This window comes from Kribbella sp. NPDC048837 (assembly GCF_055586945.1).
The window spans coordinates 127,029-146,910 of the sequence record NZ_JBVJHF010000006.1 but is presented as its reverse complement, the minus strand read 5'-3'; the positions used below and the strand labels follow the sequence as shown (position 1 = coordinate 146,910).

General features: G+C 69.0%; 20 protein-coding genes. 17 read left to right on the top strand and 3 right to left on the bottom strand.

Translation table 11 applies throughout. From position 1 onward, the window contains the following. Positions 1-48 precede the first annotated feature (48 nt). The 3 genes from ACZ6O0_RS27270 to ACZ6O0_RS27260 all read left to right on the top strand — a co-directional run bounded on the left by ACZ6O0_RS27270 (position 49) and on the right by ACZ6O0_RS27260 (position 2,991). A complete protein-coding gene (locus tag ACZ6O0_RS27270; protein WP_465767827.1) occupies positions 49-675 on the top strand; it encodes an HAD-IA family hydrolase in 627 nt (208 codons plus the stop codon). Further along, a complete protein-coding gene (locus tag ACZ6O0_RS27265) occupies positions 672-1,967 on the top strand; it encodes an MFS transporter (protein ID WP_465767826.1) in 1,296 nt (431 codons plus the stop codon). The genes ACZ6O0_RS27270 and ACZ6O0_RS27265 overlap by 4 nt, the downstream gene beginning before the upstream one ends. Positions 1,968-2,145: 178 nt before the next feature. Continuing rightward, positions 2,146-2,991, top strand: a complete 846-nt coding sequence (locus tag ACZ6O0_RS27260) for an SMP-30/gluconolactonase/LRE family protein (protein WP_465767825.1) — start codon at positions 2,146-2,148, stop codon at positions 2,989-2,991. A gap of 50 nt (positions 2,992-3,041) precedes the next feature. Here the strand turns inward: ACZ6O0_RS27260 and ACZ6O0_RS27255 are convergent, their stop codons facing one another. Then, positions 3,042-4,619, bottom strand: coding sequence for a GxGYxYP domain-containing protein (locus tag ACZ6O0_RS27255; protein WP_465767824.1), 1,578 nt, complete (start codon positions 4,617-4,619; stop codon positions 3,042-3,044). A gap of 88 nt (positions 4,620-4,707) precedes the next feature. Continuing rightward, the gene (locus tag ACZ6O0_RS27250; protein ID WP_465767823.1) at positions 4,708-5,322 is read right to left on the bottom strand and encodes an HAD family hydrolase; all 615 of its coding nucleotides are present in this window, start codon (positions 5,320-5,322) and stop codon (positions 4,708-4,710) included. A gap of 155 nt (positions 5,323-5,477) precedes the next feature. On the opposite strand from ACZ6O0_RS27250, the gene ACZ6O0_RS27245 reads away from it, so the two are divergent. The 5 genes from ACZ6O0_RS27245 (at position 5,478) to rpmB (ending at position 10,883) form a co-directional block, all read left to right on the top strand. After that, on the top strand, positions 5,478-6,755 hold the full coding sequence (locus ACZ6O0_RS27245; protein WP_465767822.1) for an ABC transporter substrate-binding protein: 1,278 nt from the start codon (positions 5,478-5,480) through the stop codon (positions 6,753-6,755). 1 nt (position 6,756) lies between these two features. Beyond that, positions 6,757-7,752, top strand: coding sequence for a carbohydrate ABC transporter permease (locus ACZ6O0_RS27240; RefSeq protein ID WP_465767821.1), 996 nt, complete (start codon positions 6,757-6,759; stop codon positions 7,750-7,752). After that, entirely contained in the window at positions 7,742-8,569 is an 828-nt protein-coding gene (locus tag ACZ6O0_RS27235; RefSeq protein WP_465767820.1) for a carbohydrate ABC transporter permease, read from the top strand. The genes ACZ6O0_RS27240 and ACZ6O0_RS27235 overlap by 11 nt, the downstream gene beginning before the upstream one ends. A 24-nt stretch (positions 8,570-8,593) precedes the next feature. Then, the gene (locus ACZ6O0_RS27230; RefSeq protein WP_465767819.1) at positions 8,594-10,576 is read left to right on the top strand and encodes an aldo/keto reductase; all 1,983 of its coding nucleotides are present in this window, start codon (positions 8,594-8,596) and stop codon (positions 10,574-10,576) included. An 85-nt stretch (positions 10,577-10,661) separates the two neighbouring features. Beyond that, positions 10,662-10,883: a 50S ribosomal protein L28 gene (gene rpmB, locus ACZ6O0_RS27225; protein ID WP_130449155.1), complete on the top strand. Its 222-nt coding sequence runs from the start codon at positions 10,662-10,664 to the stop codon at positions 10,881-10,883. An 87-nt stretch (positions 10,884-10,970) separates the two neighbouring features. On the opposite strand, the gene ACZ6O0_RS27220 is transcribed toward rpmB, so the two are convergent. Beyond that, the gene (locus ACZ6O0_RS27220; protein ID WP_465767818.1) at positions 10,971-11,915 is read right to left on the bottom strand and encodes an SAM-dependent methyltransferase; all 945 of its coding nucleotides are present in this window, start codon (positions 11,913-11,915) and stop codon (positions 10,971-10,973) included. An 86-nt stretch (positions 11,916-12,001) separates the two neighbouring features. Between ACZ6O0_RS27220 and ACZ6O0_RS27215 the strand changes: the two genes are divergently transcribed. The 9 genes from ACZ6O0_RS27215 to ACZ6O0_RS27175 all read left to right on the top strand — a co-directional run bounded on the left by ACZ6O0_RS27215 (position 12,002) and on the right by ACZ6O0_RS27175 (position 19,774). Next, entirely contained in the window at positions 12,002-13,615 is a 1,614-nt protein-coding gene (locus tag ACZ6O0_RS27215) for a DAK2 domain-containing protein (protein WP_465767817.1), read from the top strand. Next, complete coding sequence (recG, locus tag ACZ6O0_RS27210; RefSeq protein ID WP_465767816.1) at positions 13,612-15,852, top strand: ATP-dependent DNA helicase RecG; 2,241 nt, start codon at positions 13,612-13,614, stop codon at positions 15,850-15,852. Before ACZ6O0_RS27215 ends, recG begins: the two co-directional genes overlap by 4 nt. A gap of 43 nt (positions 15,853-15,895) precedes the next feature. After that, positions 15,896-16,456, top strand: coding sequence for a 16S rRNA (guanine(966)-N(2))-methyltransferase RsmD (gene rsmD / locus ACZ6O0_RS27205; RefSeq protein ID WP_465767815.1), 561 nt, complete (start codon positions 15,896-15,898; stop codon positions 16,454-16,456). Beyond that, a complete protein-coding gene (coaD, locus tag ACZ6O0_RS27200; protein WP_465767814.1) occupies positions 16,449-16,919 on the top strand; it encodes a pantetheine-phosphate adenylyltransferase in 471 nt (156 codons plus the stop codon). The genes rsmD and coaD overlap by 8 nt, the downstream gene beginning before the upstream one ends. Before the next feature lie 129 nt (positions 16,920-17,048). Further along, on the top strand, positions 17,049-17,570 hold the full coding sequence (locus ACZ6O0_RS27195) for a YceD family protein (protein ID WP_465767813.1): 522 nt from the start codon (positions 17,049-17,051) through the stop codon (positions 17,568-17,570). A 67-nt stretch (positions 17,571-17,637) separates the two neighbouring features. Then, positions 17,638-17,829, top strand: coding sequence for a 50S ribosomal protein L32 (gene rpmF / locus ACZ6O0_RS27190; protein WP_077012766.1), 192 nt, complete (start codon positions 17,638-17,640; stop codon positions 17,827-17,829). A 13-nt stretch (positions 17,830-17,842) separates the two neighbouring features. Further along, complete coding sequence (rnc, locus tag ACZ6O0_RS27185) at positions 17,843-18,574, top strand: ribonuclease III (RefSeq protein WP_465767812.1); 732 nt, start codon at positions 17,843-17,845, stop codon at positions 18,572-18,574. Further along, a complete protein-coding gene (gene mutM, locus ACZ6O0_RS27180) occupies positions 18,575-19,429 on the top strand; it encodes a bifunctional DNA-formamidopyrimidine glycosylase/DNA-(apurinic or apyrimidinic site) lyase (protein ID WP_465767811.1) in 855 nt (284 codons plus the stop codon). It abuts the gene before it with no gap. A 189-nt stretch (positions 19,430-19,618) separates the two neighbouring features. After that, positions 19,619-19,774, top strand: a complete 156-nt coding sequence (locus tag ACZ6O0_RS27175) for a hypothetical protein (RefSeq protein ID WP_233712037.1) — start codon at positions 19,619-19,621, stop codon at positions 19,772-19,774. Positions 19,775-19,882 lie beyond the last annotated feature (108 nt).

Below are 19,882 nucleotides of genomic sequence, written 5' to 3'. Positions count from 1 at the left end.
AGCACCCTTCTACCTTATGCTCGGAGGACGAGTTTAATAGGAGGGGTGATGGGTCTTCCCGACATCCACGCCGTGCTGTTCGACATGGACGGCACGCTGGTCGATTCCGACGCCGTCGTCGACCGGACCTGGACGCTGTGGGCGAGGGAGTACGGCGTACCGGCCCCCGAGGTTCTCGCCGTCGCGCACGGGAGCCCGGCCGAGGCGACCATCGCCCGGTTGCGGCCCGACCTCTCACCGGAGGACCGGTCGGCGGCCGTCGCGCGCATCTTGGACCTCGAATGCGACGACCTGTCCGATGTCGTGCCCGCACCGGGCGCGCTCGAGCTGGTCAGCACGCTCGAACGGCTCGGTGTGCCGTGGGCGGTCTACACCAGTGCGTCCAGCCGGCTGGCGAAGGCCCGCCTTGATGCCGCGGGCATCTCGCCGTCGATCCTCGTCACCCTGGACGACGTCACCCGTGGCAAGCCCGATCCGGAGGGCTATCTGCGAGCCGCCGAGCTCCTCGGCGTACCTGCTGAGCAGTGCCTGGTCGTCGAGGACACGACGGTCGGCTTGACCGCCGGCCAAGCCGCCGGCGCCACCACGGCCGGCCTCAAGGGTGTTTCCGCCGACATCCGGCTCCCGGACCTCCATCACCTCGTCGCTCTGTTCCTGGAGGACCGCGCCGAATGACTCCGGAGGCCTCAGCCCGGGCTGACGAGGTCCGGATCGGCATCGGGCTGTCAGCGATGGGGTTCGTGCTGGCTGGGCTCGGTGCGTGCATCGCGATCCTGGCACGGGATCTGGACGAACCCACGAGCCGCATGGCGCTGCTGTCGTCGGGATTCGCGGCCGGGCTGCTGATCGTGGCGGTGGTCGGTCCGCGGCTGCTGCGGGCTTGGTCGATCCCCAATGTTCTCGCGATCGGCTCGGTCGGCTGCGCGGTGGGGACGGTGCTGCTCGCACTGGCTCCCGTGTACTCCGTCGCGGTCGCCGGCGGCCTGTTCATCGGACTGGGTGGCGCGCTGCTCGTGCTCGTCGCCCCGCTGATGCTGGACGGGCCGACCGCGGCGGCGCGACTGAGCCGGGTCAACGCGGTCGCCAGCGGCATGGGCATCCTCGCGCCCATCACCATCGGCGCGCTCGACTCCCTCGGCCCCACGGGCCGGCTGGCCATCCTCGCGGCCACTCCGCCGCTGCTTTTGCTGGCCGTCCTCACCCGACGCGTCAAGCCGGCTCACCAGATCGACGAGCCATGCGCTCCCGTGCTGATCGACTCCGCGCCCGCAGTAGGTCTCGGCCGGAAGTGGCTCGGCGGGATGGGACGAGTCAGGAAGGGCCCCCGGCGCCGAGTTGAGCGGCACGTGGTGATGGCGGTCGGGCTCGGTTGGCTGCGGGTCGTGCTGGCCGTGTCCGTCGAGTTCTGTTTCGTGGTGTGGGCAGTGGCCAGGCTGGTGGCGACAGGGGTGCCGACGGCAACGGCTGCGCTGCTGGGCAGTGCGTTCCCGATCGGCATGGCGATCGGGCGGGCGATCGGCCCGATCAACTGGCGCGGCTGGTCGCCCGTCGTACCTGCCGGTCTGTTCGCCGCCGTGGGGACCCTGCTCGTGAGCGGGTTCGACACGCCCGCGGCGGTCGGTGCCGGCCTGGTGGTGGCCGGCCTCGGTGTGGCCCCGCTCTACCCGGTGACCCTGGCCGCCTTGGTGGCAACCCCCGGCCTCAGCCCCGCCCGACTGGCCGCAATCGGAGCCTTGGCCTCGGGTACGGCGATCCTGGTCGCCCCAGCGGCCCTCGCCGTACTCGCCCGAGTCCTCGACCTGCGAACGGCGTACCTCATCACGCTTCCCCTGCTCGCCGTCCTCTTCCTCCTGAGCCGCCGCCCAAAATCCCGCTCGGACCAGACCCTCGACCGAGCTGACCTCCACCTCCGCCGGGACCCCGACAGCCCCCACCCCGTCGACGGCCTCGCGCCACGCGTCGACTGAGCAAGCGTCGACGCATCGGTCCGCCCGAGCATCGCCGGTGTGGACCTGCCTCACTCACCAACCCGGTGCTCAGCCGCGACTGACCCGAGCCGGCTGTCGATCGGACCTGTCCTCGTTCGTGTAGAGGGTGACAGGAGCCGGTCGACAGCCGGCGAGGCGCGAGGTGACGAGGTGACACATGTCCGAACCGAAGGTCCTGCTGCGTGGTCTGGGGATTCCCGAGTCGCCGCGGTGGCATGACGGCCGGTTGTGGTTCTGCAACTGGATCGACCAGGAGGTCGTCGCCGTCGCGATGGACGGTACGACGCAGGCCACGCCCGTACCGGTCGAGCGGTTGATGGGATGGTCCATCGACTGGCTGCCGGACGGCCGGATGCTGACGACTGGCGACAAGCTCCGGCGCTACGAGCCGGATGGGACGGTCAGCATCGTCGCGGACCAGGGTGGCAACGAGATCGTCGTGGACGCGAAGGGCGCTACCTACCTCAACGGCGCGGACTTCGACTTCGCCGGCGGCGAGGCGCCGAAACCCGGCTACATCAAGCTCGTCGGGCCGGACGGCGCCGTCCGCGAGGTCGCGAGCGACATCGAGTTCCCGAACGGCATGGTCATCACACCGGACAACCGGACGCTGATCATCTCCGAGTCGTTCGCCGGACGCCTGACGGCGTTCGACATCGAACCGGACGGAGGACTGTCCAACCGCCGGGTCGTCGCCGAAGGTCTCGGGCCGGACGGCATCTGCCTCGACGCCGAGGGCGCGGTCTGGGTCTCGACGGGAGGCTTCGGGGTCGTTCGCGTCGCCGAGGGCGGCGAAGTACTCCAGCGCATCGAGATCGGCGAGGACCGGGCCCCGTTCGCGCTCGCGCTCGGTGGTCCCGATCGGCGCACCCTGTTCATCATGACCGCCGAATGGCGCCCGGCCGACAGCGTCACCGACAACCTCGGCCGCCTGACCAACGGCCCCCGCACCGGCGAAGTCCTCACCCTCCCGGTCGCGGTCCCCGGCGCCGCCCGCCCGTGAGCCTGCTTTCCGGAAGATTCCGGTGATGGTTACCCGAAAGCCGAGGACCTCTAGGGCTTGGCGTACTTGCCGACCATCTTGACCAAGGTGTCCGGCGGGACGACCTTCACGTGCGGGGCGAGACCGTCGACGACGGCCAGGACGTTGTCGACGGACTTGCTCCACGCGTGCCACACGACGACCGAGTAGCCGGCGGTGGAGTATGGGTTGCGTGTGGCTGCGTTGAGCTCGGCCGTGACCGAGGCCTCGTCGGCGCCGTCGAGTCCGTCCCACAGCATCGTGCGGGCGGAGATGACCGGCTTGCCCTCCGACCAGACCACCTTGCCCTTGAGGCCGTCGTACCGGGAGTACTCGAGGTAGATGAGGCCGTCGATCTCGGGGCGCTTCAGGTACGACGACCAGAGGCCGGTGTTCTCGAACGCGTCGAAGTCGATGATCTGGGCAACGGAGAGGTCAGCCCGGCCCATCGATCGGGCGAGCGACGCGGTGTGCTTCTCGAGCGCGGCCGCCGGGTAGCGGCTCGGGTACATATAGCCGCCGCCGGAAGGGCCGACGACCCAGCGGTCCTTGCGGGACTGGTCGTAGAACCAGCGCATCACCGAGGGGGCGAGGTCGATCAGCGACGGCGAGATGCCCCAGCCGAGGTCGATCTCTCCGCGCCGCGGGCTGCCGAACCAGCGTTGGTCGGTCGGGAAGTCGCCCAGCATCCACTGGATGTTGTCCCCGTCGGTGATCAGGAAGGTGACGTAGTGGGCGTTCGGATCCGGTGTCGGGAGCTTCGCGGACACATGTTGAGAAAGCCGGTCCTCGCGGATGCCGGACAGGACGGACAGGTTGCGGGCGTGGTCGGCGGGCAGGGCCTTGACGCCGGCGGTCGAGTTCACGCCGATGAAGGCGTCCTCGCCGTTCGATGCGTCGCCCCAGCCGATCACCGTGGCGTCGTCGTCGAGCGCGGTGACCACCTCGGCGCGGAAGTCCGAGTTGCCGTCGAAGAAGGCGAGCGTCCCCGCCATCGTCACGTAGTCCCGCAGCCGTTCCGGCCAGGTCGGAGCCTGCTCGACTGCGACGTCGTGCCGCAGCCATGACCAGTAGTTGTCGAACACCCAGCGGTCGTCCTTGTCCCGCACGTCCAGGACCTTGCGCAGTCCGGCCTGGACCGCGGTCGCCTCCAAGCTCTCCTCGATCGCGACGGCACCCGTCAGGCCGGCCAGCGTGGTCGCCACGTTGACCGACGGCGTGCCCGTTCGAAAGAGAACATATCCGTCGGCGCCCGAGCGGCTGACGGTGTTCCACAGGTCACCGGTGCGGGTGCGGACGCCGTACCGGGAGACGAGGTCGTCGAGCCAGAACTGGTAGCCCAGCGACGGGATGTTCAGGTACAGCGACTCACCGCCGCGGCGCGCCATCAGGCCCTGGAGCGTGGTCGCGAGCGTCCGCTCGGCAGGGTTCAGGGAGTCTTCGGTCAGCACGTTCAGCAGCCGCGGCCGCTGCCCCTTGGGGTACGCCGCGGCGGGAGCGGATGACGGGGCGCCGAAGGCGAAGGAGGGTGCGAGTGAGCCGAGCCCGAGACCGGCGGTGAGGCCGAGGGCGCGGCGGCGGGTCAGCGTGAGACGTCGGCGATCGGACATGCGGTGCCTCCAGGGAGCGGCTGGTGGACTGTCCTACGTTGTCATCTGCCCGGCGACGATGCCACAGCCACCCGCGCGCCACAAGACCTCAGCCCGGAATCGGCAGCCCATAACGCCGAAGCAGCTCGACCAGCGCCTCGACGCCGGCCGACAGATCGAACAGCTCGGCCCGCAGTCCGACGCTCGCAGCCCCCGCCACATTGGCTTCGTTGTCGTCGATGAAGAGCACCGAGGACGCCGGTACGTCGATGGCCGCGAGGATGGCCCGGAAGTACGCCGGGTCCGGCTTGGCCAGCCCGAGATCGCAGGAGTAGAACGTCTCGTCGAACCACGCACCGTACCCGCGCTCGTCCTGCATGATCGCCCGCCGGTAGGCCTGCTGGTTCGTGGCGAGGTGGCAGCCGATCCCGGCCGCGCGCAGGTCACCGATCAGCGAGATCACTGCCGGCTCGGCCGCGAACCAGTGCCACGGTTCGAGCGCCTCCTCGAGTGAGGCCGGCGAGTTCCAGCGCGCGAGCACCTCGGCCACCGCGTCCCGGAAGTCGCCCTTCCCGACCAGACTCGGCCTCTCCGCCGCCATCAGTTCGGCCACGAAGGCGTCGGCGTCGGAGGAGGTGGGGACGAGCGCGGACAGCCGCGCCCACCAGTCCTGGCTGGGGCGCTGGATGACGCCGTCGGCGTCGAAGAGAACGGCGGAGACCATGCCGCCATCCTGTCAGCCTCGCCAACCGTTCACCTGCCGGGACCGGCCACGGCAACCCCTTGACCGGTTCAGTCGGTATGCGCTTACCTAATGGCTACGTCAACATATCTGGACACCTTCCGGCGAAATCCAACAGAAAGCGCCAGGTGAGGCGTATGACCTTGACCAGAAGGAAGTTCCTCGCGTTCGGCTCCGCCGCGGCCGCCGCGGGACTCACCGGATGCGGCTCGCGCAGTTCACTCGGCGGATCCGACGAGCTCAGCATGTGGACCTGGGTCGGCTCGGTGAACGACGGCCTGATCGGCCAGGCGGAGAAGGCGATCCCGGGGTACGACGGCATGAAGCTGGCGATGACCCGGATCGGGACCAACTACAAGACGAAGGTGCTGACCTCACTGGCCGGCAAGTCGCTGGTGCCCGACATCGTCGCGATCAACGACGACGTCGCGACCTACTTCCCGAACCAGGACCAGTTCATCGATCTCAAGACGCTCGGCGCGAACGACCTCGAGAAGGACTTCCTGCCCTGGAAGTGGAAGCTCGGGATCACCCCCGAGGGCCGGATGATGGCCTATCCGATGGACACCGGACCGACCGCGCTGTTCTACCGCACGGACATCTTCCAGAAGGCCGGCATCGACATCGACCCGGCCGCGGTCGCCGAGCTGGCGCCTGACTGGGACAGCTACATCCAGCTCGGCAAGAAGCTCAAGGCCGCCGTCCCCGGCTCGGCCATCACCGACAACATCACCGGCGTCTTCAGCTACGCGCTGGCCCAGCAGTCCAAGCGGTACATGACTGAGGACGGGCAGTACATCGGCGACCAGGACCACATCCGCCAGGCCTTCGACCTCTCGATCCGGGTGGTCAAGGAGGGGCTGTCCGCGAACGCACAGTCCGGTACGACGGATGCGAACGCCGTGGTCACCAACGGCAAGCTGGTCGCGTACAACGCCGCCGTCTGGTGGGCGCAGCTCGGGCCGAAGAACGCGGCCCCGAAGACGAAGGGACTCTGGCGGGTGACGGCGGCTCCTGGTGGCGCCGGCAACCGTGGCGGGTCCTTCCTCGCGATCACGAAGTACTGCAAGAACCCGCAGGCGGCCTTCGCGTTCATCAGCTGGCTGGAGTCGGCGAAGAACCAGGCCCAGGCGTTCCTCGACCCGGTGCTGTTCCCGTCCACCCCGGCCAGCTACACCGACCAGACGATGGCCGCACCGGATCCGTTCTTCGGCGGCCAGAAGATCGTCGACGTCTTCGCCGCGTCGGCCAAGAAGTACCCCGGCGCCTACTTCTCGCCGTACGACACGATCATCGGTACGCCGCTCGGCGCCGAACTCGTGAACGTCGAGGTGGCCGGGAAGTCACCGGACCAGGCCTGGGCGGACGCGCAGCGCCAGATCGAACGTGAACTCACCCGAGCGGGGGCGATCTGAGATGGCTGTCACCACCAAGACACTCCCGTCCACCATCAGCACCACGAAGGACCCCGGCCCGTCGAGGCCGCCGAACAAGTACCGCCAGGCGCTGCCGCAGTACGCGGCCGTCTCGCCGTTCTTCATCCTGTTCGCGGTGTTCGGCGCGTTCCCGGTGCTCTTCTCGATCTGGATCTCGTTCCACTCCTGGAACGGCATCGGCGCGATGAAGTGGGTCGGGCTGCAGCAGTACAGCTACCTGCTCAGCGACCCGAAGTTCTGGCAGTCGATCGGCAACACGCTGATCATCTGGGTGCTGTCGACCGTGCCGATGCTGCTGCTCGCGCTGGTGATCGCCAACGCGCTGCACAACGCGACCCGGTTCCGCAGCTTCTACCGGATCGCCTACTTCATCCCGAACGTCACCTCGGTGGTCGCCGTCACGATGGTGTTCGGCTCGATCTTCAGCAACAACTTCGGGCTGCTGAACGCGTTCCTGCAGTCGATCGGGCTGACCAAGATCGAGTGGCTGACCCAGCCGTGGGGGATCAAGATCGCGATCGCGAGCATCGTCACCTGGCGCTGGGTCGGGTACAACGCGATCATCTTCCTGGCCGGCCTGCAGGCGATCTCCGGCGACGTCTACGAGGCGGCCAAGGTCGACGGCGCGTCCTCGCGGCAGACGTTCTGGCGGATCACCGTGCCGCTGCTGCGCCCGGTGATCCTGTTCACCGCCGTCACCTCGACCATCGGCGGCCTGCAGATCTTCACCGAGTCCCAGGTGCTGGTCGGCGACACCGGCGGCCCGGGCGGCTCCGGGACGACGATCGTGTCGTACCTGTACCAGAGCGCGTTCCTGAACAACCAGTTCGGGTACGGCGCCGCCATCGGCTGGGCGCTGTTCATCCTGATCGTGCTGTTCAGCATCATCAACTGGCGACTGATCGGCGGTGGTGACGAGCGGATCGCCCGCCGCGCCGCGCGCCGCACTGGAAGGGAGCAGGCCGATGCGCGCTGACCGGGCCCGGAACATCGTCAGCCACGTGGTGCTGATGTTCGGCGTCGTCCTGTCGATCTTCCCCTTCTACTGGATGGTGGTGATGGCCTCCAACACCACCCCGGACATCTTCACCTACCCGCCGAAGCTGCTGATCGGATCGCACCTGTTCGAGAACATGGGCAAGGTGCTCGACAACATCGACTTCTTCGGCTCGATGCTGATCACCGTGATCGTCGCGCTCGCGGTGACGGTGCTGGTGCTGTTCTTCGACTCACTGGCCGCCTTCGCGTTCGCGAAATACGAGTTCCCCGGCAGCAAGTGGCTCTTCGGGCTGCTGCTGGCCACCTTCATGATCCCGGCCCAGCTGTCGCTGGTGCCGCAGTTCGTGACGCTGGCCGAGTTCGGCTGGATCGGGTCGCTGAAGGCGCTGGTCATCCCGGGCGCGGCGAACGCGTTCGGCATCTTCTGGATGCGCCAGTACGCCCGCGGCGCGATCCCCGACGAGCTCATCTCGGCGGCCAAGGTCGACGGCGCCGGCTTCTTCCGCCAGTACCTGACCGTCGGTATCCCGGTGCTGCGGCCCGGACTGGCGTTCCTGGGTATCTTCACGTTCATCAATGTCTGGAACGATTACCTGTGGCCGTTGATCGTGATGACCGACCCGAACAAGCTGCCGCTGCAGGTCGCACTGCAGCAGCTGAACGGCATCTACGGCACCGACTACTCGATGGTGATGGCAGGTGCCCTGATGAGCGTCATTCCGCTGATCGGCGTCTTCATCATCGGCGCGCGCTCCTTCATCGCCGACATCGCCGCCGGCGCCATGAAGTTCTGACCCCACAACCGAACGGGACTCCTCTTGACTGACACCAAGCTTCGCTGGGGAATCATCGGCACCGGCAACATCGCGTCGCGGTTCGCCAGCCAGGTGCCGACGTCGGCGGCCAACGCGGTCGTCGCCGTCGGCAGCCGGTCGATCGACTCGGCCAACGCCTTCGCGGACAAATGGAACATCGCCAACCGGCACGGTTCGTACGACGACCTGCTCGCCGACGAGACCGTGGACGCGGTGTACGTCGCCACTCCGCATCCGATGCACCCCGAATGGGCGATCAAGGCCGCCGAGGCCGGCAAGCACGTGCTGTGCGAGAAGCCGCTGGCGATCAACAAGGCCTGGGCCGAGGCGATGATCGAGGCCGCGGTGCGCAACGACGTCTTCCTGATGGAGGCGTACATGTACCGCTGCCTGCCGCAGACCAAGCTGGTCGCCCAACTGGTCCGCGACGGCGAGCTCGGCACCGTCCACCAGATCCAGGCCACGTTCGCGTTCGCCGCCGGGTTCCGGCCGGAGAGCCGGATCTTCGCCGACGAACTGGCCGGCGGCGGCATCCTCGACGTCGGCGGCTACCCGGTCTCGTACGCCCGGCTGATCGCCGGCGCCGCGACCGGGCAGCCGTTCGCCGACCCGGCCGCGGTGACCGCGGTCGGGACCGTCGGCGAGACCGGCGCCGACGAATGGTCGGTCGCGACGCTGTTCTTCGACGGCGGCGTGACCGCTCAGGTCAGCACCGGCGTACGGCTGCAGGACCAGAACCAGGTCCGCGTCTTCGGCAGCAAGGGCTACCTCGTCATCGAGGACCCGTGGTTCGGCGGCGACGGCAAGCCGACCCACGTCACGCTGCACAAGGTGGGGGAGGAGCCGCGGGACATCTCCGCGGAGCCGGCTCTCATCTACGCCGCGGAGGCCGAGGCGGTCGCCGCGGCGATCGCGCAGCGGCAGGCGCCGGAGATGAGCTGGGCCGACACCCTCGGCAACCTCACCGTCCTGGACGCCTGGCGGGCCGCGATCGGGCAGCAGTACGCCAGTGAGCGCGACGACGCGCTGATTCCGACCGCGACCGGCCGGCCGCTCAAGCGCCGCGACGACGCCCCGATGATCTACGGCACGGTGGCCGGCCTGGACAAGCAGGTGTCCCGGCTCGTCATGGGTGTCGACAACCAGCAGACGCTCACCCACGCGGCCGCGCTCTTCGACGACTTCGTCGAGCGCGGCGGTACGACGTTCGACACGGCCTACGTCTATGGCGGCGGGCGGGGCGAGAAGCTGCTCGGCCAGTGGATCACCTCCCGTGGCAACCGGGACGAGGTCGTTGTCATCGGCAAGGGTGCGCACACGCCGCACTGCGACCCCGAATCGATCACCCGGCAGCTGACCGAGAGCCTCGAGCGGCTGCAGACCGACCACGTCGACCTCTACCTGATGCACCGCGACAACGAGCAGATCCCGGTCTCGGAGTTCGTCGACGTCCTCGACGAGCACTTCAAGGCCGGCCGGATCAAGGCGTTCGGCGGGTCCAACTGGTCCACCGCCCGCTTCGACGAGGCCAACGCGTACGCCGGGGCGAGCGGCAAGCAGCCGTTCACCCTGCTGAGCAACCACCTCAGCCTGGCCCGGGCGTACGACGTACCGTGGGCCGGGTGCCGGCATGTGTCGGACGACGAGTCGCAGGCGTGGTTGCGGGAGCGGCAGGTCGCGCTGTTCCCGTGGTCGAGCCAGGCCCGCGGCTTCTTCACCGGCCGGGCCAAGCCGGAGGACCGGTCGGACGAGGAACTGGTGCGCTGTTTCTACTCCGACGAGAACTTCCGTAGGCTGGACCGGGCCCGGGAGCTGGCGGCCGCCAAGGGAGTCGAGCCGACGGCGATCGCGCTGGCCTGGCTGCTGCACCAGCCGTACCCGGTGTTCCCGCTGATCGGGCCGCGGCACATCAGCGAGACCCGGACCTCGACACCCGGTCTGTCGGTGACGCTGACCGACGAAGAAGTGGCCTACCTCACGGCCTGAAGTACTGACTGCCACGCGAATTGGTCGAGCGCTGACCCACATGTAACATGGTCTGTCGGTGTCACGACCCTGAACACGGAGAATCATGTCTAAGAAGTGCGATGTCTGCGGCAAGCAGCCGACGTTCGGCAACAGCGTTGCCCGCTTGGGTAAGGGCGCGATGATCCGCCGGGTCAAGGCTCGCACGCCCCGGCGGTTCAACCCCAACATCCAGCCGGTCCGGGCGCTCATCAAGGGCACCCCGACCAAGCTGAAGGTCTGCACGTCCTGCATCAAGGCCGGCAAGGTCCAGCGCGTCGTCGGCTGACCCCAGCTTTCACTCCGTGTAGGGCCTTGAAATAGGCGCCCGGGATCACCCGGGCGCCTATTTCGCGTTCTCCTGCAGTGCTTCCGGTCAGCGCTTCCGGGCCACCACGGTGATCTCGTTGCGGTTGTGATGCAGCTGCCGCGCGTGCAGTACGTCGTACTCCTGCCGCAGTACGTCCAGACCACGCCGGGCTCCGTCGAGCGGGTTCTTCCCGCCGCCCTTCAGCGTGACGATCGCCAGCCCGCCGCGACGCAGGTGCGCGGCCGCGTCGAGCATCATCCGGGCGCTCATCAGCTGGTCCATCCGCATGTCGTTCACCACCACGTCGAATCGCGTCCGGTTCGCCGCGAAGAACCGCCCGGCGGTCGTCGCCTCGTGGTGGATCCGGCGGTCACCGCGCAGCCGCGGGTCCAGCGAGCCGGGGTCCACCGACCACACCTCCTGCCCGTGCTGCCGCAGGATCCGCGTCCACCCGCCCGGCGAGGCGCCGAGGTCGACCGCCTTCCCGCCGGCCGGCAGCTCCAGCCCGAAGGTCGCGATCGCCTCCTCGAGCTTGAACTCCGACCGCGACACCCGCTCGTCCGCCCGGGCCAACCGCATCCGCCCACCCGGCCAGTCCGACAGGCTGTCCTCGAGCCGGTTGAGACCGAGCAGGGTCGCCCGGCGGCCGACGAAGCACGACACGACCAGCTCCTGGCCGGAGCGGGTCACGGTCACCCCACGCTCGGTGAGGGCTTGCTCGATCCGGTGGTACGCCGACCCGCCGGTGCCGGCGCCGTCCGTCCAGGCCTGCACCGCGAGCGCCTTCGGGTACTCGGGCAGCTCACCCAGCACCAGTTCGGCCAGCTCGTAGTCGGGCGGCAGCTCCTCGAAGCTCCCGATCTCGACGGTCAGGTGCCGCACGAACATGATCCGCCCGGAATCACACGCCTGAGCCACCTCGCGCACGGCCGGTCCGGTGACCCGCCCGAGGTCCCCGCCGACCCGCTGGATCGCGACGTCGCGGCCGAACTCACCGCGGATCTCGCGCACCGCCCACTCGTAACTATCTGCGGCAACCGAGAACAAGACCGGGGAGAGCACAGCACATGGTAAGCGGACCGGTTAGCCTTCCGGGCGTGGAGGAACTGACCGTCGAGGTGTTGCGGGCCTGGGCCCGGACCGCGCTGGCCGAGCTGGGGCGGGCGCGGATCGAGATCGACGAGCTGAACGTGTACCCGGTGCCGGACGGTGATACCGGGACCAACCTCTACCTGACCTGGGAGGCCGCCTGCGACGCCCTGCCGCGGGGTGAGCTGACCTTCGCGGAGGCGGTCCAGGCGTTCGGACGCGGGGCACTGCTGGGCGCGCGCGGCAACTCCGGCGTCATCACCTCCCAGCTCGTCCGCGCCTGCGGTCTCCGCCTCGCCGAGAACCTCCCGCGCGACCAGGCCGAGGGAGTACTCGCGGATCCCCGGATGAGCGAGTCCGTCGCCTTCGCCGATGCGCTGAAGTACGCCGCCGATGCCGCGTACGGCGCGGTCGCACAGCCGGTCGAGGGGACCATGCTGACCGTCGCCCGGGCCGCCGCGACCGGCGCGATGACGGCCGCGAACGACGGGAAGAGCCTGGCCGACGTGTGCCTGGCCGCGGTCGCGTCCGCGCGGCAGGCGCTCACCAAGACCACCGAGCAGCTCGACGTCCTGCGCCGCGCGGGTGTCGTGGACGCCGGGGGAGCGGGCCTGGTGGTGATCCTGGGCGCGATGGAGTCGGTGCTCACCGGGCGGCTCGTGCACGTCGACGTACCGGCTCGGGTGCCGACCGAGAGCACGGGCGACCTGAGCCCGGAAGGGCCGGCGTACGAGGTCATGTACCTGCTCGACGCGCCGGACGACAAGATCGGCGACTTCCGGCAGAACCTCGCGGGTCTGGGTGACTCGGTCGTCGTGGTCGGCGGCGACGGACTGTGGAACGTGCACGTCCACACCGACGACGTCGGCGCCGCCGTCGAGCAGGGCATCGACATCGGCCGGCCGCACCGGATCCGGGTCACGCACTTCGCCGACCAGGCGCACCACCACGAGCCGGTCCCGAGCCGGGCGGTGATCGCGGTCGTCGCCGGCGACGGGCTGGCCGACCTGTTCAGCGAGGCCGGCGCGCACATCATCAGAGGCGGCCCCGGGCGACGGTGTTCGACCGGGGAGCTGCTGCAGGCGATCGAGCGGTCGAAGGCACCGGAGATCGTGATCCTGCCCAACGACAACGACTCGATCGCGGTCGCCGAGGCCGCCGCGACCGCGGCCCGGCAGGACGGGATCCGGGTGGCCGTGATCCCGACCCGCGCACAGGTCCAGGGCCTGGCGGCGATCGCCGTCCACGACCCGGAGCGCAGCTTCGACGACGACGTCGTCCATTTGTCGGCCGCGGCCGGGCAGACCCGGCACGGCGCGGTCACGATCGCGGTCAAGGACGCCTGGACGATGGCCGGCCGATGCCGGGTGGGCGATGCGCTCGGCGTGGTCGACGGCGACTTCACGCTGATCACCGAGGACCTCGAGGAGGCCGCCTTCGGCGTCGTGGACCGGCTGCTCGGCGGTGGCGGCGAGCTGCTCACGATCGTCACCGGACGCGACGCCGACCCCGGCCTGGCCGAAGCTCTGGAGCGGCACGTCCGGCGGAACCGCAAAGATGTCGATGTCGTGGTGTACGACGGAGGGCAGGACAGGTACCCGTTGCTGATCGGGGTGGAATGAAGACCGACATCGACCGCAAGCTCCGTGACTTCCTCGGTGCCAGGACGGCGAAGATCTTCGCGGACGTGCTCGAGATCGAGACCGTCGGCGAGCTCCTGCGGCACTACCCGCGGCGGTACCTGAAGAAGGGTGAGCTGACCCCGTTCGACGAGCTGGAGGTCGGCGACCAGGCGACCGTGAACGGCCGGGTCAAGAAGGTCACCGTGCGGTCGCTGGACACCAAGGCCGAGATCCCGCTCACCGACGTGCAGAAGTGGGCCCGGCGCAAGACGCTGACCAAGGTCGTGGTCACCGACGGCAGGCGGGACCTGGAGCTCGCCTTCTTCAACCAGCCCTGGCTGGCGACCAAGCTGACGCCCGGCACCGCCGCCCTGTTCTGGGGCGAGGTGACGATGTTCCGCGACATCATGCAGCTGAAGAGCCCGGGCACCGAGATCCTCGACGAGGAGGATCTGTCCGAGGCCGAGATCGAGCGCCGGGCCCGGCCGTTCCGGCCGCTCTACCCGGCGACCGCGAAGTTGCCGACCGCAACGATCGAGCGGTCGGTGAAGATCGTCCTGGACAGCCTCGACGACAACCTCGACGATCCGGTCCCGGAGCTGATCCGGCGCAACGAGAAGCTGCTCGGGCTGCGGGAGGCCTTGCAGAAGGTGCATCTGCCGGACACCGAGAAGGACATCCGCGACGCGCAGCAGCGATTCCGGTTCGAGGAAGCGCTGGTGATGCAGACGATCCTGGCCCAGCGTCGCGCGGTCACCGACGCGCTCAACGCCGTACCGCGGCCTCGGACCGAAGGCGGTCTGCTGGACGAGTTCGACCAGCGGCTGCCGTTCCAGCTCACCGACGGGCAGGCCGAGGTCGGGGAGGAGATCTTCGCCGACCTGGCCCGTCCGCACCCGATGCACCGGCTGCTGCAGGGCGAGGTCGGCTCCGGCAAGACGGTGGTCGCGCTGCGAGCGATGCTGTCGGTGGTCGACAACGGTGGCCAGGCGGTCCTGCTCGCCCCGACCGAGGTGCTCGCGACCCAGCACCACAAGACGCTGACCAAGATGCTCGGTCATCTGGCCGAGCAGGGCATGCTCGGCGGCGCGGAGCATGCCACCCGGGTCGCTCTGCTCACCGGCTCTCTGAACGCGGCCGCCCGGCGGACGGCGATGCTCGACGCGGCCAGCGGGGCCGCGGGGATCGTGGTCGGGACGCACGCGCTGCTCGAGGACAAGGTCCAGTTCGCCGATCTCGGGCTCGTGGTGGTCGACGAGCAGCACCGGTTCGGCGTCGAGCAGCGGGCCGCGCTCAGTCAGAAGTCGGGCGAGAACACCCCGCACGTGCTGGTCATGACGGCGACCCCGATCCCGCGGACCGTGGCGATGACCGTGTTCGGCGACCTCGCAGTCTCGACGCTGACCCAGCTGCCGGCCGGGCGGTCGCCGATCCAGTCGTCCGTGGTCCCGGCGAAGGAGAAGCCGGACTGGCTGCAGCGGGCCTGGACCCGGGTCCGCGAGGAGGTCGGCAAGGGCCACCAGGCGTACGTCGTGTGCCCGCGGATCGGTGACGACGTGAAGAACGCGGCCGACGAGGAAGGCGAGTTCGTCGCCGGCGACGAGGACCAGCCGAAGAAGCAGGCCCGCCCGCCGATCTCGGTGCTGCAGGTGTCCGAGGCGCTGGCCGAGATCCTGCACGACCTCCGGGTGGAGATCCTGCACGGCCGGCTGCCCGCGGAGGAGAAGGACGCCGTGATGTCGCGGTTCGCGGCCGGCGAGATCGACGTCCTGATCGCGACCACGGTGATCGAGGTCGGCGTCGACGTACCGAACGCCTCGACGATGGTGATCATGGACGCCGACCGGTTCGGCATCTCCCAGCTGCACCAGCTGCGCGGCCGGGTCGGGCGCGGCCGCGTGCCGGGACTCTGCCTGCTGGTCACGGACCTGTGGCCCGGTTCGAAGTCGTACGGGCGGTTGGACGCGGTGGCCTCGACCACCGACGGGTTCGAGCTGTCCCGGATCGACCTGGAGACCCGGCGCGAAGGCGACGTCCTCGGCGTGGCGCAGTCGGGCCGGCGGAGCAGTCTGAAGCTGCTCAGCGTGCTGCGGGACGAGGAGGTCATCTTCGCTGCCCGGCACGTGGCCAACTCGATCGTCTCGGTGGACGCCGAGCTGGCCGAGTATCCGGCGCTGCGGTCGTTCGTCCGGAGCGCGCTGGAATCCGAGACGACCGAGTACCTGGAGAAGACGTGACCGTGTTGAATGCCGCGCCTCTCAGTCCAGACCGGGAGGCCCCGTGACCCGGATCGTCGGGGGAGCGGCCGGCGGCCGGCGGATCGCCGTACCGCCGGGGAGTGGGACACGCCCGACCGCGGATCGGGTCCGGGAGGCGCTGTTCTCGTCGCTGGAGTCGGAGTTCGGCAGCTTCCACGGGCTCGCCGTGCTCGACCTGTACGCCGGGTCCGGGGCGATCGGGCTCGAGGCGCTGTCCCGGGGAGCTTCCCGCGCCGTCCTCGTGGAGTCGGACCGGAAGGCGGCCGAGGTCATCGCGGCCAACATCAAGGTCGTGGGTCTGCCCGGCGCGACCCTGCTCACGCGCCCGGTCGAGAAGGTGGCCTCGGGGGACAGCCCGGCGACGTTCGACCTGGTCTTCGCGGACCCGCCGTACAAGCTGGAGACGGCCGAGCTGCAGGACGTGCTGACCGACCTGGCCGCGAAGGGCTGGCTGGCCGGCGACGCGGTGGTCGTGGTCGAGCGTGGCAAACGGGAGCCGTGGGAGTGGCCCGAGGGGTTCGCCGCGCTGCGGGATCGCAAGTACGGCGAGGCCCGGCTTTGGTACGGTCACCGCCATGGCTAAGGCGGTCTTCCCCGGCACGTTCGACCCGCCCACGAACGGGCATCTGGACATCATCGCCCGGGCCTCGGCCGCCTTCGACGAGGTGATCGTCGCGGCCGGGGTGAACCAGTCGAAGAACCGGCTGTTCAGCCCCGAGGAGCGGATCGAGATGCTCACCGAGCTCGCCGCGCCGTTCGGCAACGTGCGAATCGGGACCTTCGAGGGGCTGCTGGTCGACTACTGCCGGGCCGAGGGCGCCGGAGTGATCGTGAAGGGCCTGCGGTCGGCCGCCGACTACGACTACGAGCTGCAGATGGCCCAGCTCAACTTCGCCATGACCGGCGTGGACACCGCCTTCCTGCCGACCCGGCCGGAGAACGCTTTCATCTCCTCCAGCTGGGTCAAGGAGATCGCCCGCCTCGGCGGCGACGTCGCCTCGTTCGTGACCCCGGCCGTTCACTCCCGGTTACTGGCGAAACTCTAGAATCGCCCCGAATTGGGCGGTTGGCCGCGGAGTTGGTAATGTGGAGCACCGGTCTCGACGAGACCGAGATCTTGCCTGCCCACGCCTGAAAGGGATGTTCTGAGCGTCTTGGACCCGCGGTCCCCACTCGTGATCGACACGCACGAGCTGTCGCGCCGCGCCGGGTCCCAACGCGAAGTCACCTTCACGGCACCGGCACCGCAAGATCTCGGAATCGACGTGATCGGCGTCCCCGAAGGCGATCCGATCCAGTTCGATCTACGGCTGGAATCGGTTGTCGAAGGGGTTCTCGTCACCGGGACGGCCCGCGGCCGACTGGTCGGGGAGTGCGCGCGGTGCCTGGTCGATATCGAGGACGAGTTCCTCGCTGACGTCCAGGAGCTGTACGTCTACCCGGAAAGCGAAGCCGGACCGGACGAGGCCAGCCGGATGGAGGGCGATCTGATCGACCTCGAGCCGGTGCTGAGGGACCAGGTGGTGCTCGCACTGCCGTTCCAGCCGCTGTGTACGGACGACTGTCCGGGTCTGTGCCCCGAGTGCGGGGTACGCCTGGCGGACGAGCCCGGCCACCGGCACGAGGACGGCGTCGACCCGCGCTGGGCCGCCCTCGGCGGCCTGCTCCAGCAGGACGAACGACCGCAGGACAACTGAAGACCGAATACACGTCAGCTAGCCGGCCGGGTCATCCAGCCCCCGGCCGAACCGAGGAGTCATAACCGTGGCCGTTCCGAAGCGGAAGATGTCGCGCAGCAACACCCGCAGCCGCCGGGCCCAGTGGAAGACCACTGCCCCGTCGCTGGTGACCTGCGTGAACCCCGCCTGCCGCGCGAAGCACCTGCAGCACACCGTCTGCCCGACCTGCGGTCAGTACGGCGCCAAGGGCGAGCGTCGCCAGGTCGTCGAGAGCTAAACGGCACCAGGAAGTGAATTCGGTCAACGAAACGGGGCTCTACGCCGAGCTGAACCAGCGGCTCGGCGTATCGCTGGCTGACGCACTACTGGAGCACGCCTTCACCCACCGTTCGTTCGCGTACGAGAACGGTGGGTTGCCGACGAACGAGCGGCTGGAGTTCCTCGGGGACTCCGTGCTCGGCGTGATCGTCACGGAGTCGCTGTTCCGCAACCATCCGGACCTGTCCGAGGGCCGGCTGGCCAAGCTGCGCGCCGCCGTGGTCAACATGCGCGCGCTCGCCGGGGTCGCCCGCGACCTCAAGCTCGGCAAGTACCTGCGGCTCGGCCGCGGCGAGGAAGCGACCGGCGGCCGGGACAAGTCGTCGATCCTGGCCGACTGCGTCGAGGCGCTGATCGGCGCCGTCTACCTGGACCGCGGCTTCGAGACCGCCGGGCGGGTCGTGCACACGCTGTTCGACGACCTGATGGAGTCGTCGGCCCGGCTCGGTGCCGGCCTGGACTGGAAGACCTCGCTGCAGGAGCTGGTCGCCCAGCTCGGCGTCGGCGTACCGGAGTATGTGATCGCGGAGTCGGGGCCGGACCACGCCAAGACGTTCGAGGCGCGGGTCCGGATCGGTTCCGACACCTACGGTCACGGCATCGGCCGGAGCAAGAAGGAAGCCGAGCAGCAGGCCGCCGAGACGGCCTGGAAGGCCCTCCGGGCCGCCCACCCGGACAGCACGGACCCCTCACAGCAGCCCTGAGTGCCTGAGCTTCCCGAAGTAGAGGTCGTTCGCCGGGGTCTGGCGCAGTTCACCACCGGCCGGACCATCGACGCGGTCGAGGTCCTGCATCCCCGCCCGGTACGGCGTCATGCCGCCGGGCCGGACGATTTCGTCGCGCGGCTCAAGGGCCAGGTGTTCGCCGAGCCGGCACGGCGCGGGAAGTACCTGTGGCTCCCGCTGGAGTCGGGCGACGCGGTGCTCACCCACCTCGGGATGAGCGGCCAGTTCCGGGTCCAGCCGGTCGGCGCGCCCGACGAACCGCACCTGCGGGTCCGGTTCCGGTTCGCCGACGACGGCGGAGAGGTCCGCTTTGTGGACCAGCGGATGTTCGGTGGTCTGTCGTACTCCGACGGCGGCGCGGAACTGCCCGCGGAGATCGCCCACATCGCCCGCGACCCGTTCGATCCTCTGTTCGATCCGGAGGCCGTCGTGGCCGCGATCCGGCGCCGGAAGACCGGTCTGAAACGGGCCTTGCTGGACCAGACAGTGATCAGCGGAGTGGGCAATATCTACGCTGACGAAGCGTTGTGGCGCGCCAAGCTGCACTACGCCCGGGCCACAGAAACGCTGAAACCCTTACAAATAAGGGAGATCGTCCGGCACGCCCACGAGGTGATGGCGGCCGCGCTGGACGTCGGCGGGACCAGCTTCGACGCCCTGTACGTCAACGTGAACGGGGAATCCGGCTACTTCGAACGCGGCCTGAACGTCTACGGGCAAGAGGGATCGCCGTGCCCGCGCGACGGGCGCCCGATCCGTCGGGAGCCGTTCATGAACCGTTCGTCGTACCGGTGCCCGAAATGTCAGCCGGTTCCGCGCCATGTCCGCTGGTGAACGAGGTATCGTTAATAAATGTGGCCCAGGTTGACCGTCGGCCCCGCCGGTGTCACCCTGAAAGACGGCACACATTTTCAGCGCTCCGTTCGTGACCAGGACTCAGGGGCGCACCCGGCCAGAACCCTTCCGGAGGACAGCACAATGGCCAAGGCTCTTCTAGGGCACCTTGGAGGCACTGACCCGCGCATGCTCGAGCAGGTTCGTCTGCTCAACCGGCGTGTCGCCGATCTGGAGGCGCACGTGATGCGGCTTCAGGCAGAGAACGACCATCTCGTCGCACAGGTCCACGAGGGCCGGCTGCTCACCGTCGACGAGGCACTGCGCGCCCCTGCTTCGGTCTGAGGACCCGAGCCGCGACAACAGAGTTCCATCTCTACCGTCCGCATCACCACGGCGGTGGCCCCCGTCCGGGCCTCCGCCGGTTGTATGTTCACCGAATGTTGTGCTCCC

Bases quoted from the DNA above. Each gene is read 5' to 3' on its own strand.
- ACZ6O0_RS27270 (WP_465767827.1), top strand. From the start codon at position 49: ATGGGTCTTCCCGACATCCACGCCGTGCTGTTCGACATGGACGGCACG.
- ACZ6O0_RS27265 (WP_465767826.1), top strand. From the start codon at position 672: ATGACTCCGGAGGCCTCAGCCCGGGCTGACGAGGTCCGGATCGGCATC.
- ACZ6O0_RS27260 (WP_465767825.1), top strand. From the start codon at position 2,146: ATGTCCGAACCGAAGGTCCTGCTGCGTGGTCTGGGGATTCCCGAGTCG.
- ACZ6O0_RS27255 (WP_465767824.1), bottom strand. From the start codon at position 4,619: ATGTCCGATCGCCGACGTCTCACGCTGACCCGCCGCCGCGCCCTCGGC.
- ACZ6O0_RS27250 (WP_465767823.1), bottom strand. From the start codon at position 5,322: ATGGTCTCCGCCGTTCTCTTCGACGCCGACGGCGTCATCCAGCGCCCC.
- ACZ6O0_RS27245 (WP_465767822.1), top strand. From the start codon at position 5,478: ATGACCTTGACCAGAAGGAAGTTCCTCGCGTTCGGCTCCGCCGCGGCC.
- ACZ6O0_RS27240 (WP_465767821.1), top strand. From the start codon at position 6,757: ATGGCTGTCACCACCAAGACACTCCCGTCCACCATCAGCACCACGAAG.
- ACZ6O0_RS27235 (WP_465767820.1), top strand. From the start codon at position 7,742: ATGCGCGCTGACCGGGCCCGGAACATCGTCAGCCACGTGGTGCTGATG.
- rpmB (WP_130449155.1), top strand. From the start codon at position 10,662: ATGTCTAAGAAGTGCGATGTCTGCGGCAAGCAGCCGACGTTCGGCAAC.
- recG (WP_465767816.1), top strand. From the start codon at position 13,612: ATGAAGACCGACATCGACCGCAAGCTCCGTGACTTCCTCGGTGCCAGG.
- coaD (WP_465767814.1), top strand. From the start codon at position 16,449: ATGGCTAAGGCGGTCTTCCCCGGCACGTTCGACCCGCCCACGAACGGG.
- ACZ6O0_RS27175 (WP_233712037.1), top strand. From the start codon at position 19,619: ATGCTCGAGCAGGTTCGTCTGCTCAACCGGCGTGTCGCCGATCTGGAG.